The sequence below is a fragment of the Streptomyces sp. P6-2-1 genome, from assembly GCF_050613165.1.
GTDB lineage: Bacteria > Actinomycetota > Actinomycetes > Streptomycetales > Streptomycetaceae > Streptomyces.
The window spans coordinates 2,115,059-2,130,576 of record NZ_CP192513.1; the positions used below are offsets into that span (position 1 = coordinate 2,115,059).

The following is a 15,518-nucleotide window of genomic DNA, read 5'->3' on the forward strand; positions in this document are numbered from 1 at the left end:
TGGGTGCCGGCGGCCTCGTGGGCCGCGCCCGCCTCGGGAGCCTGGAGCGCCGGGACGGGGGCGTAGCCGTCCTTGTCCTCGGGGGTGCCCGTGGTGCTGCCGGGGTGGTCCTGGTGCTCGGTGGCGGCGGTGCTCACGCGCTCGCCCCTCCTTCTGTCTCGGCGGCTCGGACGGGGTCTTCGGCGCTGCCCGCGCCGACGGCGGCCGACAGCACCGCGCCACGGGCCGCGGCTTCGGCGCCGCGCGGTGCGTCGGGGGAGGCCGTTGCGGCGGTGCTCGACGCGGTGGCGGGGACGGGCACGGCGACGGACTCGGGCCGGGGGACGACTGGGACCCGTACGTCGCGCAGCTTCTCCACGACGGAGAGCGCGGCGATCAGCGCGGACTGCGGTTCGTGGCCGATGCCGAGGGCGTCGAGCGGGGCGAGGCGGCGTTCACGTTCGGCACCGAGTACGCGGTCGAGGCACTCGCCGAGCAGTTCGCCGCCCCGGTCGCGCAGGCGTACCGCGGCCTCGGCGCCGATCCGTTCGGCGAGCGACTCGCCAGCGACACCGCCACGCCGGCCGCCGAGCAGCGCGGTGACGAGCAGCGCCGTGACGGACTCGGGGTCGGGGGCCGTGGTGTGGTCGAGGGCGCGCACCTCCTCCTCCGCGTACTCCTCGACAACGCGCCGCCAGCGCCGTACCGCGACGCCGATGCGGTGGGCGAGCGGTTCCGTCCCGGCCGGGGACGTGGGGCGCAGTTCGGGGGCGTGGGCGGCGGGTTCGCGGCGCCAGCGGGCGTCGATGTGCTCGTCAGCGGCGGTGACCGCGCAGAGGAGGAGGGCGGCGAGGCTGTCGACGAGGGCGTCGAGCAGTTCGGCGGAGGTGCAGTCGACCGGGTGGGCCTGCCAGCGCTTGAGGGCGTCCCCGGCGAGGACGGCGCCGTCCTGGAGCCGCTCGTGGAGCCGGGCGTGTTCGAGGGAGTGCGCCTCGTCCACGGCGGTGCTGAGCCGGAGGGCGGCGGCGTACTGGGCGGAGACCGCCGCGGCGAGTTCGGGCATCCGGCGGCGCAGCGATCCGAGTGCGCCGCGCGCCGTGCGGCCGACGGCGCGGGCCCGTGCGTACGGGTCGGCGGCACGGTGCGCGAGCCAGGCGCGCAGCGGGGCGACGGCGGTGGCGGGCAGGAGTCCGCCCCCGCCGGTGGATTCGGGCAGTTCGGGCACGGTGAAGCGGGGGACGTGGCCGAGCCCGGCCTTGGTCAGCAGCGCCCCGTACCGCTGCGAGACCTCGCCGAGCACCTGGTGGGGCACGCGGTCGAGGACGGTCAGGAGCGTGGCCTGTTGTTCCTTGGCGGTGCGCAGGAGGTGCCAGGGCACGGCGTCGGCGTACCGGCTCGCGGTGGTCACCATGATCCAGATGTCGGCCGCGCAGATGAGTTCGGCGGCGAGAAGACGGTTGCGGACGACGAGGGAGTCGATGTCGGGGGCGTCGAGCAGGGCGAGCCCCGGGGGCAGCGCCTCGGCGGTCTCGATACGGAGCACGCGGCCCCGGTTCTCCTCGCCGTTTTCGTAGCCCTCGTCGTCGTAGGCGCCGTACTCGTCCTCGTAGGGGGCCTCGGCTTCCTCGTAGCCGCCGTAGCCGGAGTGGTCGGCGGGACGGGCGGAGTCCTGGCGGGGGACCCAGACACGGGTCAGTTCGGGGAGGACGCGGAGGTCGGCGAACCAGTGGTGATCGTCGGGGTGGCAGACGAGCACCGGGTTGCGGGTCGTGGGGCGGAGGACCCCGGCCTCGCTGACCCGGCGGCCGACGAGCGAGTTGACGAGCGTCGACTTGCCCGCGCCCGTGGAGCCGCCGACAACGGCGAGGAGCGGGGCCTCCGGCGTGCGGAGGCGGGGAAGGAGGTAGTCGTCGAGCTGGGCGAGCAGTTCGTCCCTGTTGGCGCGGGCGCGTGGAGCGCCCGGCAGTGGCAGGGGGCAGCGCACGGCGGCGACGCGGTCGCGCAGGTCGGTAAGGGCGTCGAGAAGCTGAGGCCGTGCATCCAAGGTCACCACATGCGCAGAATGCCCGGTTTTGGCGACATATTGAAGCGTTTGGCTGCTTCTGCGTGGCAAGGGAACCCGGGCGGTGGAAGGGAGCGGGGAGGCCGAGGGATAACGAGTGCACAACACCCTGGCACCGGTGGGCCTCAAAACGATGCGTGATTCGCACCTGCCTGCGATTATCGGGACCGCTTCACTGAACCTACACAACGTGGCGCGCAGGCGAAGCAGCAGGGACACGGACCCCGGAGCCCTATCCTTGTCCCCGGCCAGGTCACCACCCTGCCCGCACCAGGGCTCCCGGCCACCGGCCGCACACGACCGGCCCCAGTAGCTCAGTGGATAGAGCAGGCGCCTTCTAAGCGCTTGGCCGCAGGTTCGAGTCCTGCCTGGGGCACCACCTGGGGGTTCCTCCCCCGGCGTGTGTGTGGATGACGGGCCGGACGGGCCCCGGTGGGACGAGGGGTTCGGGGCCGGCTGTTCGTAAGGCGTCTGCCGGGGGCGGCAATCGACCGTCCGAACCCGGACGCCTCCTGCCCGGAAGCACGGCACATGCCGTGAAGCGGTGTTCGCGCGCCCGGTTGTGCCCCTGTCCGCGCCCGCCCGGCTGCCTCGGCGTGCCACATGCCACCGCGAAGTCGTCAACGCGGCTTCGGGCCTTGCGTCGGCCACGTGTCACGAGGTCACGACGTCACGAGGTGGCCGGGCCACCCTCCCGGCGGGGACCACGCGGGAGACGCGTCGGCCGGGGATCGGCCGGGGAAGCGCGGGCCGCACCCTCCTCTCCGCGCGGGCACGTCGGCGCGCAGGCGCTCACGGCCCCGCACCGGCACCGGCACCGGCACCGGGACAGGCGCAGGGTGCAGGGCCGAGAACGGGCCGGGCCTGGCCGGGCCCGCGCGCATGGACGTGGTCCCGCGCGAGGCACCGCGCCGGACCACGTCCCCAGGTCTTCTTCGCTCAGACCAGCAGCTTCGCCTTCAGCGTCGCGATGTCCGCGTCGGTGAGGCCGAGGCCCTCGTGCACATAGCTGTCGAAGTCGCCGTAGATCTTGTTCGCCTCGGCGAACGCGGCGTTCAGCCAGGAGAGTTCGACCGCCTCGGGGTTCCCCGTGTACGTGTTGCTGGCGAGGAAGTCGGCTTCGACGGTGGCGCGCGGGACGCCGAGGATCGTGAGGAGGACGGCAGTGGTCCAGCCGGTGCGGTCCTTGCCCGCCGTGCAGTGGTAGACGACGGCGCCGGGCTCGTGGGCGACGGCCAGCAGCGTGTCGCGGAAGGCGTGGTCGGCGCCCACGAAGTTGACCATGAAGGGGTAGCCGATCGACTGGCCGAGGTCCGACGAACCGCTGAAGAGCCCGGCGGCGAGCGCCTGGGCGAGGGTGGCGACGGCGTTCTCGTGGAACTTCACGCCGTACGCGAGCGAGACGACGTCGGCGACCTGGTACGTGATCCCTGCGGGCAGCGCGTCGGGGTCCTGGGAGCGCTCGACGGCGTTGCGCAGGTCGATGTCCCTGGTGATGCCGAGGGTCGTGAGAGTGCGCTGTTCGTCGGCGTCGAGGTCGCTCAGCTTGCCGGAACGGTAGACGAGGCCCGTACGGACGTGGTGGCCGTCGGCTGTCGCGTAGCCGCCGATGTCGCGGAAGTTCTTGGCGTGCGGGAAGGAGACGGCGGCGGTGGAGACGGCGGTCGGCGCCGGGCGGGTGGCGGCCGTGGCGGTGGGGGCCAGGGCGACGACGGGGGCGGCCGAGAGCAGAGCGGCCGTCACCGTCGACACGGCGATTCTGGGCAGACGCACGGGGAGACTCCTCAGTGGGGAAACGGCTGGCACGAAGGGGAGACGGCTGGCACGAAGGGGAGACGGCTGGCACGTGGAGCCCGCCCATCGTGTGCCGTCCCCCTCCCCCGTGCGTGGACACGACGTGACCGTCCGGCGAAGAGAACGCGGCTACTGCCTTAGCGGGGTGGGGAGTTGGGGAGTGCGGCGCGGGCCGGGCGCCGAGCCACGCAGAGTGGCGCCGCACTCGGGCGCAGGGGACCCACGGACCCACGCCCCGCCAGTGCGCCCCCATCAGCGCGCCCCCATCAGCGCGCCCCGCCACCGCGCCTCCGCCAACGCCCCCGCCTGTTCAGCCCCCTGCCAGCAGCTCGTCCAGGCGGGCCGCCGTCCCCGCAGGGTCCGTCGTGTGGTGGACCGTGTGGATGCCGAGGCGCTGGGCCGGGACCAGATTGGGGGCGTGGTCGTCGACGAAGACGCACTCGGGGCCGGTCAGTTCGAGCGCGTCGAGGGCCCGCCGGTAGATGAGCGGATCGGGTTTGCGAACGCCCTCACGCTCTGAGAGGAGCATCGCGTCGAAGAAGTCGGCGCCGAACCCCTTGTCCGTGTACGGGTCGTAGGGGTCGAGCCCGAAGGAGTTGATGAGCAGCGCCACCTTGACGCCTGCCGCGCGGGCCCTGCGCGCCGCCGCCACGAGGTGCGGTTCCGGCGCGAGGTGTGCGAGGGCGCGACGCATGAGGTCGGTGGGGTCCAGACCCAGGATGCCGCCGATCACGCGGTTCCAGTCCTCCTGGCGGGCCTCGCCCACCTCCAGCGCCGCGTACACGGCGCGGCCTTCCGGGTGGTGTTCGAGCGCCGCCACGTACTGACCCGGTGCGAGTCCCTCCGCACGTTCGAAGGCCGCGCTGTTCAGCGCCATCCGTGTCGTCAGTACGCCGCCGAAGTCGAGAATCAGGCCCCGGTACGCCATCGCGCGCCCCCTCGCGTCCGCAGTCCGCCCACCGCGCCCGCACCCGTACCGGCACCGGCACCGGCACCGGCACCGGCACCGGCACCCGCACCCGCACCCGCACCCGCACCCGCACCCGCACCCGCACCCGCAGTGCGTGGCCCGCGTCGGGCATACGTACCCAGCCGCCGCCGGAGGCATCCGCGCGGCCCTGCGGCCCGGGGTCTCCCCAGGCCCCGGGCCGCGCCCTGTTCCGCAGCGCCGTGTACCCCGGGCGCCGCCGCGTAGGCGTGCGGTTTCCGCGAGGGTTTCCGGCGGGGTTTCGGCTCGGTGGGAGCTTGTGCGTACGGTGGTGGGGCCGGTGCGCCTCCCGAAGGGGCGTGGCGGCGGCAGGCCGGGAGGAGGTGAGGGGCCCGCCGAGCGAGCCCCGCCCACATGACACGACCAGCCGAACACACCGAGTCCACCGCGCACCCCCACACCGCGCACCCGAACACCCCACGGACACCCACCGCACAAGCGCCCACCACCCCACGGACACCCACCCCACGGACACCCACCCCGCGAACCCCCGCCCCCGCCCCCACGGGCGAGGAGGACCGGCTGCGCGCCGCGCTCCACGCCGCGCTGACCCGCAACGCCCTGCTCGACGAGGCCTCGACCCAGCTCCTCGCCTCGCTCAACGCGGACCGCGCCCTCTCCATCACCGCGCGGCTCGCCGCGCGGCACCTCGCGGACGCCGCCGTCGTCGTGGCGCCGTGGCGCGGCCGCAGCCTCGCGCTCGTGCTCGGCGTCGCGGGCGGGGAGCCCTGCACCCGTTCCGTACGCGCCGATCCGGCCGAGGTGCCGGGGCTCGCCGAGGCGCTGCGAGGCTTCCCGCCCGTGCCCTCGCGCTGGCTCGACCCCGCGCGATTCCCGTCCTGGGCCCTGCCGGACGGCTTCGGCACCCCGGCGTCCGTACTCGTGACACCGATGCCGGGGCACGGCGTCCCCGCGGGCGCGCTCGTGCTCCTGCGCAAGGAGGGCGGTCCGGCCTTCGGCGCGGACGAGGAGTCGCTCGCGCGGCTCTTCGCACTGCGGGCAGGAACAGCGGTGTCCGCCGCGCTCCTGTACGCGGAACAGGCCGCGCTCACCAAGGTCCTGACGCGTGAGCTGCTCCCGCCCGCGCTGCACCGCGTCGATGGCATCGACCTGGCGGGCGGCTACCGCGCTGCGGCCGAGCGCGAGCGCGTCGGCGGCGACTTCTACGACGTGCACCCGGCGGCCGAAGGGGGTGACGGCGAGTGCTTCGTCGTCCTCGGCGACGTGTGCGGCAAGGGCCTCGAAGCCGCGATCCTCACCGGCAAGATCCGCAACACGCTGCACGCGCTGCTCCCGCTCGCCGCCGACCACCAGCGTGTCCTCGCGCTCCTCAACGCCGCGCTCCTGACCTCCCACCACACACGTTTCGCGACGCTCGTGCTCGCTTCGGCGCGCGCCGAGCCGGACGGCGGCGTTCGGCTGCGCGTCACGAGCGCGGGGCATCCGCCGCCGCTCGTCGTGCGCGTGGACGGCGGGGTCCAGCGGGCCGATACGCACGGCACGCTCGTCGGCGTGCTCCCCGAGGTGCGCGCGACGACGGACACGGTGCGGCTCGCGCCCGGCGAGACGTGCCTGCTCTACACGGACGGCATCACGGAGGCGAAGGGCGGGCCGCTCGGCGACACGCTGTTCGGCGAGGAGCGGCTGCGCAGGGCGGCGGGCGAGTGCGCGGGGATGCCGGCGGGCGCGATCGTGGAGCGGGTACGGATGCTCGCCGCGCAATGGGTCGGCACGGGCCGCCACGACGACATGGCAGTGGTGGCGATCACGGCGCCGCGGCGGCCGGGGGGCGTCGGCACGGACCCCGGCGAGGCGGGCCACGAGGCATAACCCCGGCCCCGTACCGCCGCCCCGCACGGCCCCACGCCCCGTACGCCCCGTACGGTCCGCGCCCCGTACGCCCCGTACGCCCCGCACTCCCCCACGACGCGCGTGCGCCGACGGCCGGGGCCCATGACGCGTGCCGACCGGCCCCGCTTGGCCCACATGACGCGCGCGACGGCGGGTACCCGCGTGTACTTGGCGGGGAAGGCCGCCCGTACCGGGGCGGAGGGACGGACCGCATGGAGCGCGCACCGGGTGCGCCTGGTTCCGGGGAGAGGTCGATGACGAGCACGGTGACGGCGGCACCGCCGAGGAGCGGGACGTGGGCCGAGCGGCTGTGGGTCCCGGTCGCCGCGGGCGACGAGGACGCGGCGGCGGCGGTGGTGCGGGAGGCCTACGGGGACGGGCTCGACGCGGAGAGCGTGCTGCTCGACGTCGGCGCGGTCCAGCTGCGCGTCGGCGCGGAGTGGGCGGCGAACCGGCTGAGCGTCGCGCGGGAGCACGCGGCGACGGCCGTCAACGAGCAGTGCGTGGCCGTGCTGCGGCACTCGGCGCCGCCCGTCGCGCCCGCGCCGGGCGCGGGGCGGATCGTCGTCGCGTGCGTCGACGGCGAGTGGCACGGGCTGCCCGCGCGGCTCGTCGCTGAGGTGCTGCGCCTGCGCGGCTGGCACGTCGACCACCTCGGCGCGCAGGTCCCCGCCCCGCACCTCGTCGGCCACCTGCACCGTACGGGCGCCGACGCCGTCGCGCTCTCGGGCTCGCTCGCGCCCCGGCTCCCCGCCGCGCACGCGACGCTGACCGCGTGCCAGGCCGTCGGCGTTCCCGTACTCGTCGGCGGCGCCGCCTTCGGGCACGACGGCAGGTACGCGCGCCTTCTCGGCGCGGACGCCTGGGCGCCCGACGCGCGCGCCGCCGCCGACCGCCTCGCCCGCGGCCCACTGCCGCCCCCGCCGCGCGACCACGTCGCAAGCGCCGACCTGCCGCACCTCGCCGACCAGGAATACACCTTCGTGACGCGCGCGCGTCACGAGCTGGTACGGGCCGTCTTCACGGGCTGCTCGACCGCTACCCGCCGACGCGCGCCTACTCCGCGCTCCAGCGCGAGCACACGGCCGAGGACATCGACCACGTCGTGGCGCATCTCGCGACGGCGCTGTACGTGGACGATGCGGACCTCTTCACGGGCTTCCTGACCTGGACCGCGTCGATCCTCGCCGCGCGCGACGTCCCCGCCGCCTCGCTGCTCCCCGCCCTCGCCGTCCTCGCCGAGCGCCTGCACGACTTCCCGCGCGCGCTCGGGCTCCTGGCGGCGGGTACGGAGGCGGTACGGGACGCGGAGGCGGTACGGGACGCGGAGGCGGAGGCGGTACGGGACGCGGAGGCCGGCGCCGTATGAAGCCTCGACGCCGCACGGGACTCGGGCGCCGTACGGGACGCGGGCGCCGTACAGGACGCGGGCGCCGCTGACGCGGAGCCGACCCGTACCGCCCTCCCGAGGGCAGCCGATGGCCGCTCGGCCACCCGGCGGCCTCCGCCTCGAACACCGCGAGGCCCTTCCTCGCCGAACCGGCCTGGGCAACGGCCGGCGGACGGTGCGCGGAACGGCGTGTGACCCCAGATCAGCTCAGGTGGAGCCGGTGGCGCAGGCGCAGTGCCGTACCGATCTCGGTGAGGCCGACAGCGAGCAGCCAGATGCCCGCGACGAGGAGGAGGGCCCACGCCGAGGCGAAGGGCGAGACGACGAGGACGATCCCGGCGAGCGCGGCGAGGACACCCAGCAGGAGCTGCCAGCCGCGCGCGGGACTCGCGGGCTCCGCGAGCGCGGCGACCACCTGGGTGAGCCCACGGAAGAGCCACCCGATACCGATCCACAGGGCGAGCAGCAGCACCGACTGGGTGACGCCGCGGAAGCAGAAGAGCCCGAGCAGTACGGAGAGCGCCCCGCTCACGAAGCCGAGCACGCGCATCCCGGCCGCGGTGTGCGTCCCTGTCGCGGCCACGAGCTGCACCACGCCGCTGACCAGCAGATACACCCCGAAGAGCACTCCGGCGACCCGCAGCGACGACCCCGGCCACACCAGCACGAGCAGTCCGAGCACGACGGAGGCGAACCCCGCGAGCAGCACCACCCACCAGGCCGCCCGCGCGAGCCTCCGCAAGGGATCGGGCAGTTCGTCCCGCCCTGGCCCCGGCCGGGGCGGTGGCATGGCGCCGGGATACGGGGGTGGTTCGGCGTGGCTCATGTCCCCACTGTGGGCACGGGCGGGACGGGACGCCACCGGAGCGGCGCGGGCGGGACGGGCTGCGGGGACGGGACGGGACGGGACACCGTCGCGGGGGCGCGGGTAGGACGCGGAGGCGACCGGATGCGGGCGGGACGGGGACGCCACCGGATGTGCCGCGCGGGCCGGTGCGTGGCCGGAGGGTTCCCGCCCGCCCCTCGCTCAGCTCTCCTCCGTACCCCCGTCCCCCGTCACTTCCGTCACCTCGGCCGGGCGCACGCCCTCCTTGTCGGCCACTCCCAGCGCCAGGACCGCCGTGCTCGCGAGCAGCGTGCCCTTCCTGCCGACGGCCGTGTCCTCGGTCAGGTAGGTGCGGGAGCCGAGGAAGTGGAGGTCCTTGTCGAAGACCCACTCCGAGCGCTCGGCGTACTTCTTGTCCTCGCGGGCGATGCCGATCCCCGTACGGCCCTTGCCGTCGTGCGCGTCGGGGGCCGTGACGACGCCGGGGATGCGCGCGGCGGCGCGGTAGAGCGCGGCGGCGGTCTTCGGCGGGAGGAGCCCGGAGGCGAAGGAGCCGATGCCTTCGAAGACGGCCTGGTCCTGCGACAGGTCCTTGTCCTTCGGGGTCTTGGCGTAGAGGTACTCCAGGAGGGCGTCCGGGTCTGTGGGCAGCGCGGCCAGCCACTTGTACGTGGCCCGGTCGATGCCCACGGGCGTGCCGCCCTTCTCGCCGTCGCCGAGGTAGGCGTTGATGTGGGCGGGGCGCCCGCCGTTCTCGCGCACGACACCGAGCCGCTGGACCCGCCCCGGGTCCTGCGAGGACCAGACCTCGGTCAGGACCGGCGGGCCCATCACGGCCTTGCCGCTCGTCTCGTCCGCGCCCCGCTCCTCGGTCTTGACGTACACGAACTGGTCGTCGCGCACGTGCAGGGTCCGGCCGTCCAGCGCGGCGTCCGAGATGCGGCCGAGCAGCGCGCTCGCCTGCCGCGCGTGGGTGTTTCCGCCCGCCTGGGCCGTCTTCGTGCCCGTACCGCCGCCCGCGCCAGGGCCGCCGGGCGTGAGCCCGGCGGTGAGCGCGCCGGCGAGGGCGAGGGCGGCGGCGGGGGCCACGAAGGCGGGGCGCAGGACGCGCCGGCGTGCGGGGGTCCCGGTCTCCGCCGTGCGCGCCGTGTCGTCGTCGATCTGTCGCATGAGTCGTTCCTTGTGGTGGAGCTTCCGCTCGTGCGCGAGGTCCCACTCGGGCGGGGGCGGCAGGAGCCCGGCCACGTCCTCGGCCTCGCTCCGGTCCGCTCCGGCCCTGGACGGGTGGGTGTCGGTCATCGGTTCTCCTCCCGCACGGGCAGGGCCACGAGCGCGGCCCTGCCCCGTACCTCTCCGGTCCGGCGCCCGGGTTCCGTTTCCTCGTTCCGTACGGGTTTCCCCACGGCTTTCCGTACGGGCCCTTCGGCTTCGGCCTGTACGGCTCCCGGCGTCCCCGGGCCCTCGTCGCCCGGCTCCCCCGCCGCCGTCGCCGCCGTCGCCGCCTCGCTCAGCTTCAGCAGCCGTGCCCGCGCGCGCGAGAGGCGCGACCGTACGGTGCCGACGGGGATGCCGAGCGCCTCGGCGGCCTCCGCGTAGTCGAGCCCCGACCACACGCACAGCGTCAGCACCTCCCGCTCCTTGCGCCGCAGCCGGTGGAGTACGGCATGCACGGCGGCGAGGCGGCGCGCGTCGTCGATACGGCCCGCCGTCTCGGGGGCGAAGTCGGGGACGTGCGGCGGGGGCGCGCTGCGAGCGAGGAAGGCGAGCTTGCGGCGCAGGGAACGGTTGCTGTTCTCGGCCTTGTGCGTCGCGATGACGAGCAGCCAGGGTCTGAGCGAGCCGCCTTCGGGCTCGACGCGCTCGCGGGTGCGCCACGCCGTCAGGAAGGTCTCCGCCGTCACGTCGTCGGCCGCCGACCAGTCGCCGGTGAGGCGCAGGGCGTGGTTGTAGACGGCGCGCGCGTGGTCCTCGTACAGCTCGGTGAATGCCCGGCGGTCTCCGGCCCGTACGCCACGGCGCAGAGCACCCGCCTCTTCTGTGTCCCTCACAACCGGTTCTCTCCGCACCCCGCGCCGGGTTCCCGTGACGTGCGCCACGTGCCGGGCGGCGGTGGGCGGGAGCCCGGGGCCGTCAGAGCGGCAGGCCCTCCGAGGCCGCGCGGAGTCCCCTGCGGAGCAGTTCGCGGCGGCGCGGCTCGTCGGACGGGTCGCACCAGGCCGCCTCCTGCTCGACGACCGCGAGGGTCGCGAGGAGCGTCGCGGCGTGCACCTTGTCCTCCAGGCCCGCCTCCTCGCGGCCCGCGCGCGCGGCGAAGGCGGCGGCGATGCCGGACTGGAAGGTGAAGGCGGCCTGGTGGGCGATCTTGCGGAGCGCGGGTTCGTCGCGGGTCAGGCGCGTCGCCTCGCGGACGAGCCGCCCGACCTCGGGCGTCATCTGGTCCTGCCAGGGCTCGCCGAGGAGCAGCGCGCTCACCGGCTCGCCGGGCGGCAGTTCGCGCAGGCGGTTCGCGAGTCCTTCGGCGGCGAGCGTGAAGAGGACGGACACGGCCTCCTCCTTGGAGGGCACGTACCGCCACAGGGTGCGCAGCGAGATGCCGACCTCCGCCGCGATATCGGCGGCGGAGGTCTGCTCGACGCCCTTGTCGTGGAAGAGGCGCACGGCCGCTCGGGCGATTTCGAGCCGCACCTCGCGCCGCTTCACCTCGGAGAGCGAGGGCCGCCCGGGCTTGCGGACGGCGGGGGCGGAGGTGGCCAGGGGGCGGGGCGCGGCTTCGGCGCGGGGCGCGGCTTCGGCGCGGGGCGCGGCTTCGGCGCGGGGCGCGGCTTCGGCGGGGGGCACGGCTTCGGCGGGGGGCACGGCTTCGGCGGGGGCGGCTCGCCCCGTACGCCCTGCTGCCCCTGGGCTCTCGGCCATGATGGCGGCCCCTTCGCTGTGCTGCGGGTTCCCGTCCTCGGTACGGGGACACCCTAGCTTCCGGCGTACGGGGCGGCCTTCCGAGCCGGGCCGGCGAGGCCCCTGGCCGTGCGGGCGGCCCGTACGCCGTACCGCCCGTGCCGCGCGTACGCCGTACCGCCCGTGCCGCGCGTACGCCGTACCGCCCGTGCCGCGCGTACGCCGTACCCGCCCGTGCCGCGCGCGTACGCCGTACCGCCCGTACACCGTCTCAGCCGGACCGCCCCTGCGCCGTCTCACCCGGCGCTCACCGGGCGGCCCTCAGCGGCGGCGCGTTCACCGGAGCGCCTCGGCGTTCGCGCCGGGGGCGGGTCCGGCAGCGACGACGGACGCCGGGTCCTCCAGGTCCTTGTCGCGGGTGCGGCGGTGCTGGAAGAGGTCGAGCACGACGTTGAGGACGAGTGCCGCTCCGCCCCAGATCGCGAGCGTGCCGAGGTGGCCGCCGATGCCGTCGGCCCCGAAGTAGAGGACCGCGCGCAGGGATTCGACGACGGCGGGCAGCGGCAGCACTCCGTGCAGGGCCTGGAAGAAGCCGGGGACCATGTGGAGGGCGACGCCGCCGTTCGACGCGGGCACGCCGAGGAACATCATCAGCGTCACGACGGGGAGCACCGCGAGCGGCCCGAGGAAGCGCGCGAAGACCGCCGTGACGAGCGAGACCGTGAAGACCATGACCGCGCCGAGGCCGAGGATCTGCCACGCGTGCCCGTGCACTGCCCCGATGACGGGCCCCGCGAGCAGCCATACCGCCGTGGCCATGAGCACGGCCCATCCCGCGAGTACGGGGAGCAGCCGCCGTATCCGCAGGAGTTCCCGCGCGGCGGCGGACATGACCGTGACGACGATGAAGCCGGACATCGTGAAGCCGATGGCGAGGTAAAGCGTGACCGTGCCCATGCCGTCGTGCGCGGGCAGCGGCGCGAGATCGACGTTCTCGGTCGGAACGCCCTGCTGGGCGGCGATCTGCGCGAAGGTGCGCCGCACGACCTGCTGCTGGCTCATACCGGCGCCCCCGGCCGAGAGGATCTGCGCCTTCCCGCCGGGCGCGGCGAGCACGTACGCGCCCGCTATCTCGCGGTCGTGGATCTGCCGCCTCGCCTCGTCGACGCTGGTCAGGGCGCGGATGTCGAAGGACGGTCCGAGGGACTCCTCCAGTCCGCGCGCGGACTGCCCTGCGGCCTGCGCGCTGCTGGAGACGACGGCGACGGGGAGGTCGCGCGGCAGCGGCTTGTGCATCCCGCTGAGCATGAGACCGACCATCAGGACGACCATGAGGAAGGGGAAGGCACCGAGCAGGGCGTACTGAACGGCGGGGTGGGGGGCCTTGCGGGCGGCGGCAGCCGGGGCTCCCGGGGCACCGGCCGCCTCGGCGCCCGTATCGGTGGTCGTGCCGGTGCCCGTACCGGTGGTCGTGCCCGTGCCCGTGCCCGTGCCCGTGCGATCCGGACCTTTATCCGTGCCTGTGCCCGTACCTGTGCCCGTACCTGTGCCTGGTGCCGGAACCGCCGTAGCGGCCGCCGCCTTCTTCTCCGCCTGGCGTCGCCTGCGCAGGTCGGTGCCTGCCGTGAGGAGGAGCGCGGCGAGCGCCCAGATGCCGAGCGTGAGGAGGTGGACGCCGGCGCCGTCACCGTCGAAGTAGACGACCGCGCGCAGTGCCTCGCCCACGGCCGGGAGGGGCAGGACGTGGTGCAGGAAGCCGAAGAAGCCGGGCATGGTGTGGATCGAGAGGGCGAGGTTCGAGGCGGGGACGCCCAGGAACATGAAGAGCGTGATGCCCGGGATCACCGCGAGCGGCCCGAAGAGGCGGGTGAGGAACGCCTGCGTGAGGCCCACCGTGAAGATCCCGAGGAAGGCGATGCCGAGAACTTCGGGCGCGTGCCCGCTCACCGCCCCGATCACCGGTCCGGCGAGGGTCCAGATGACGACGCTCATGAGCGCGCTCCACCCGGCGAGCACGGGCACGAGCTTCCTGAGCCGCATGAGCCCCGGCATCCCGGAACTGGCCACGGTGACGGCCATGTACCCGGCGAGCATCGCCCCGACCGACATGTAGAGCACGCCCATGCCGCTCTGGTCGTCCTGCGGGAGCGGGGCGACGTCGTGCGGCTCGACGGAGAGGTGCGCGGCGGCGGCCACGGGGGTGAGGAGCTGGCTGACGCTCATCGTCTGCGAGGCTCCGGCGGCCTGCGCGGTCCAGAGCTGGGCGGTGGTGCCGCCGTCATCGGGCAGAACGAGGGCGCCCGCGATCTCACGGTCGTGGAGTTGCCGCTTCGCCTCGGCGACCGAGCCGAGCAGGCGCGCGTCGGCGGGTGAGCCGTCCGCCGCGTCGAGGGTGGTGACGCTCCGTTCGGCCTGGGCCCCGCTGCCGACGACGGCGACGGGGAGGTCATGGGGCTCGGGCGCGTGCATCGACGAGACGTAGATGCCGACGAGCAGCATCACCATCACGAACGGGAACGCGAAGACGAAGCCGTACCGGGCCGCCTTCTTGGGCGGACGCGGCGTGGCGCCGACCTCTGACATGGACTCTCCTAGTGCGTGCCGGCGGCGCGCGACTGAGCGGGTCGGCGCGGGGTGGTGAGCAGGGCGGGGGTGGACGGGGGGCGGGCGGTCGGGCGGGGGTGGACGGACGGGCGGGGTGGACGGGCGGACGGATGGGCGGAGGTGGACGGGCAGGGGCAGACAGGGTGGGAGGCGCGGGTGGACAGGCGGGTACGGGCAAGCGGCGGCGGAGCCCGCAGGAAGCCCGCGCGAAAACCGCGAAACCGCGCGAAGGCCGACGGGGCCTGCCACGGAGACCTCCACAGGGGAACGTGGGACCCGGCACGCCTCAGTTTATGGCACGTTGCGCCACTGTCGACACCAAGCGCCAGCAAAGTCGCCGGCGCAGCGGCGAGGGGGCGGGGCGGGTGGCGTCCTTCGGAGGGGGGTGGAGGGTGGAGGAAGTGGGTGGAGCGGTGTGGGTGGGATGGGTGCGGAGGGTGGGGAGGGTGGAGTGGGTGCGGTGGGTGCGCACTCACCCACCCGCAAAGCTTCACGCACAATTACTCACTCTTCGGAGTGAGGGGCGTGACGACTTTCCTGGAGTTATCCACAGATTCGCTGTTGTGGTCGGGGGGTGTGTTGCGGGGCGGGAAGAATTGGTGGCAGCGGGTGGCCCACCTCCCCTTTGGGAGGGTGGGGTCTGTCCTGGGAGCGGCGGAAACACCGGCGCCCCGTGCCACCCGCCGCCCAGCACCCAACGCCCCACCACCCACCACCCACACCCCACACCCCAGCCGCACCCCCCGCCCCCGCACCGCCCGCCCCACCGACTGCCGCCTCACCGACTGCCCCGCTCGCCTCGCCTTCGACCTGCTCGCCCACACGTGGGGCCCCGTCGTCCTGTGGGCCCCGCGCGAAGGCCCGGCCCGCGCCGCCCCGCCGCGCTCCGCGAGCGGATCGGCGGCATCAGCGCGAAAGTCCTCACCGAGTCCGTGCGCCGCCTCTGCGCGTACGCGTTCATCGGCCGCCGTACGTACGCGGAGGCCCCGCCCCGCGTGGACCACCGCCCCCACCTCTCTCGGCCGCTCCCTCCACGGTCCCCTCGGCGGCCTCGGCGGCCTCGGTGCCCGGACCTTCGCGCACGGCGACGAGGGGATGGCCGCCGTCGGGACAACGGAGGGTGACCAGCCCC

At 74.8% G+C, this 15,518-nt stretch carries 10 protein-coding genes, 1 tRNA gene and 1 pseudogene; 4 read left to right on the forward strand and 8 right to left on the reverse strand.

Annotated elements, in window-relative coordinates; translation table 11 throughout:
* Positions 1 to 133: 133 nt before the first annotated feature.
* Positions 134 to 2,032, reverse strand: coding sequence for a dynamin family protein (locus tag ACQYWQ_RS09220; RefSeq protein ID WP_431033676.1), 1,899 nt, complete (start codon positions 2,030 to 2,032; stop codon positions 134 to 136).
* Positions 2,033 to 2,344: 312 nt separating this feature from the next.
* Between ACQYWQ_RS09220 and ACQYWQ_RS09225 the strand changes: the two genes are divergently transcribed.
* Positions 2,345 to 2,420: transfer RNA gene (locus tag ACQYWQ_RS09225), tRNA-Arg, on the forward strand.
* A gap of 560 nt (positions 2,421 to 2,980) precedes the next feature.
* Here ACQYWQ_RS09225 and ACQYWQ_RS09230 read toward each other — a convergent pair.
* Positions 2,981 to 3,814: a tyrosine-protein phosphatase gene (locus tag ACQYWQ_RS09230; RefSeq protein WP_431033677.1), complete on the reverse strand. Its 834-nt coding sequence runs from the start codon at positions 3,812 to 3,814 to the stop codon at positions 2,981 to 2,983.
* A gap of 331 nt (positions 3,815 to 4,145) precedes the next feature.
* Positions 4,146 to 4,763 (reverse strand): HAD-IA family hydrolase, encoded by a 618-nt coding sequence (locus tag ACQYWQ_RS09235; protein WP_431033679.1) that lies wholly within the window; start codon positions 4,761 to 4,763, stop codon positions 4,146 to 4,148.
* Positions 4,764 to 5,177: 414 nt separating this feature from the next.
* On the opposite strand from ACQYWQ_RS09235, the gene ACQYWQ_RS09240 reads away from it, so the two are divergent.
* Together ACQYWQ_RS09240 and ACQYWQ_RS09245 are read left to right on the forward strand one after the other, a co-directional pair.
* On the forward strand, positions 5,178 to 6,653 hold the full coding sequence (locus ACQYWQ_RS09240; protein ID WP_431033680.1) for a PP2C family protein-serine/threonine phosphatase: 1,476 nt from the start codon (positions 5,178 to 5,180) through the stop codon (positions 6,651 to 6,653).
* A 275-nt stretch (positions 6,654 to 6,928) separates the two neighbouring features.
* A pseudogene (locus tag ACQYWQ_RS09245) lies at positions 6,929 to 8,043 on the forward strand (cobalamin B12-binding domain-containing protein).
* A 223-nt stretch (positions 8,044 to 8,266) separates the two neighbouring features.
* On the opposite strand, the gene ACQYWQ_RS09250 reads toward ACQYWQ_RS09245, so the two are convergent.
* The 5 genes from ACQYWQ_RS09250 to ACQYWQ_RS09270 all read right to left on the reverse strand — a co-directional run bounded on the left by ACQYWQ_RS09250 (position 8,267) and on the right by ACQYWQ_RS09270 (position 14,365).
* On the reverse strand, positions 8,267 to 8,890 hold the full coding sequence (locus ACQYWQ_RS09250) for an HdeD family acid-resistance protein (protein ID WP_431033682.1): 624 nt from the start codon (positions 8,888 to 8,890) through the stop codon (positions 8,267 to 8,269).
* Positions 8,891 to 9,091: 201 nt separating this feature from the next.
* On the reverse strand, positions 9,092 to 10,189 hold the full coding sequence (locus ACQYWQ_RS09255; RefSeq protein WP_431033684.1) for a CU044_5270 family protein: 1,098 nt from the start codon (positions 10,187 to 10,189) through the stop codon (positions 9,092 to 9,094).
* Positions 10,186 to 10,938 carry an RNA polymerase sigma factor gene (locus ACQYWQ_RS09260; protein WP_431033685.1) on the reverse strand — a complete coding sequence of 251 codons (753 nt, stop codon included), beginning with the start codon at positions 10,936 to 10,938 and terminating at the stop codon, positions 10,186 to 10,188. Before ACQYWQ_RS09260 ends, ACQYWQ_RS09255 begins: the two co-directional genes overlap by 4 nt.
* Positions 10,939 to 11,020: 82 nt before the next feature.
* Complete coding sequence (locus ACQYWQ_RS09265) at positions 11,021 to 11,803, reverse strand: TetR/AcrR family transcriptional regulator (protein WP_431033686.1); 783 nt, start codon at positions 11,801 to 11,803, stop codon at positions 11,021 to 11,023.
* 315 nt (positions 11,804 to 12,118) lie between these two features.
* The gene (locus tag ACQYWQ_RS09270) at positions 12,119 to 14,365 is read right to left on the reverse strand and encodes an ABC transporter permease (protein ID WP_431033688.1); all 2,247 of its coding nucleotides are present in this window, start codon (positions 14,363 to 14,365) and stop codon (positions 12,119 to 12,121) included.
* Positions 14,366 to 14,679: 314 nt separating this feature from the next.
* Between ACQYWQ_RS09270 and ACQYWQ_RS09275 the strand changes: the two genes are divergently transcribed.
* Positions 14,680 to 15,510: a winged helix-turn-helix transcriptional regulator gene (locus ACQYWQ_RS09275; RefSeq protein ID WP_431033690.1), complete on the forward strand. Its 831-nt coding sequence runs from the start codon at positions 14,680 to 14,682 to the stop codon at positions 15,508 to 15,510.
* Positions 15,511 to 15,518 lie beyond the last annotated feature (8 nt).

Coding starts and splice junctions, on each gene's coding strand:
- ACQYWQ_RS09270 (WP_431033688.1), bottom strand. CDS start 14,365: ATGTCAGAGGTCGGCGCCACGCCGCGTCCGCCCAAGAAGGCGGCCCGG.
- ACQYWQ_RS09240 (WP_431033680.1), top strand. CDS start 5,178: ATGACACGACCAGCCGAACACACCGAGTCCACCGCGCACCCCCACACC.
- ACQYWQ_RS09250 (WP_431033682.1), bottom strand. CDS start 8,890: ATGAGCCACGCCGAACCACCCCCGTATCCCGGCGCCATGCCACCGCCC.
- ACQYWQ_RS09265 (WP_431033686.1), bottom strand. CDS start 11,803: ATGGCCGAGAGCCCAGGGGCAGCAGGGCGTACGGGGCGAGCCGCCCCC.
- ACQYWQ_RS09235 (WP_431033679.1), bottom strand. CDS start 4,763: ATGGCGTACCGGGGCCTGATTCTCGACTTCGGCGGCGTACTGACGACA.
- ACQYWQ_RS09255 (WP_431033684.1), bottom strand. CDS start 10,189: ATGACCGACACCCACCCGTCCAGGGCCGGAGCGGACCGGAGCGAGGCC.
- ACQYWQ_RS09275 (WP_431033690.1), top strand. CDS start 14,680: ATGGCACGTTGCGCCACTGTCGACACCAAGCGCCAGCAAAGTCGCCGG.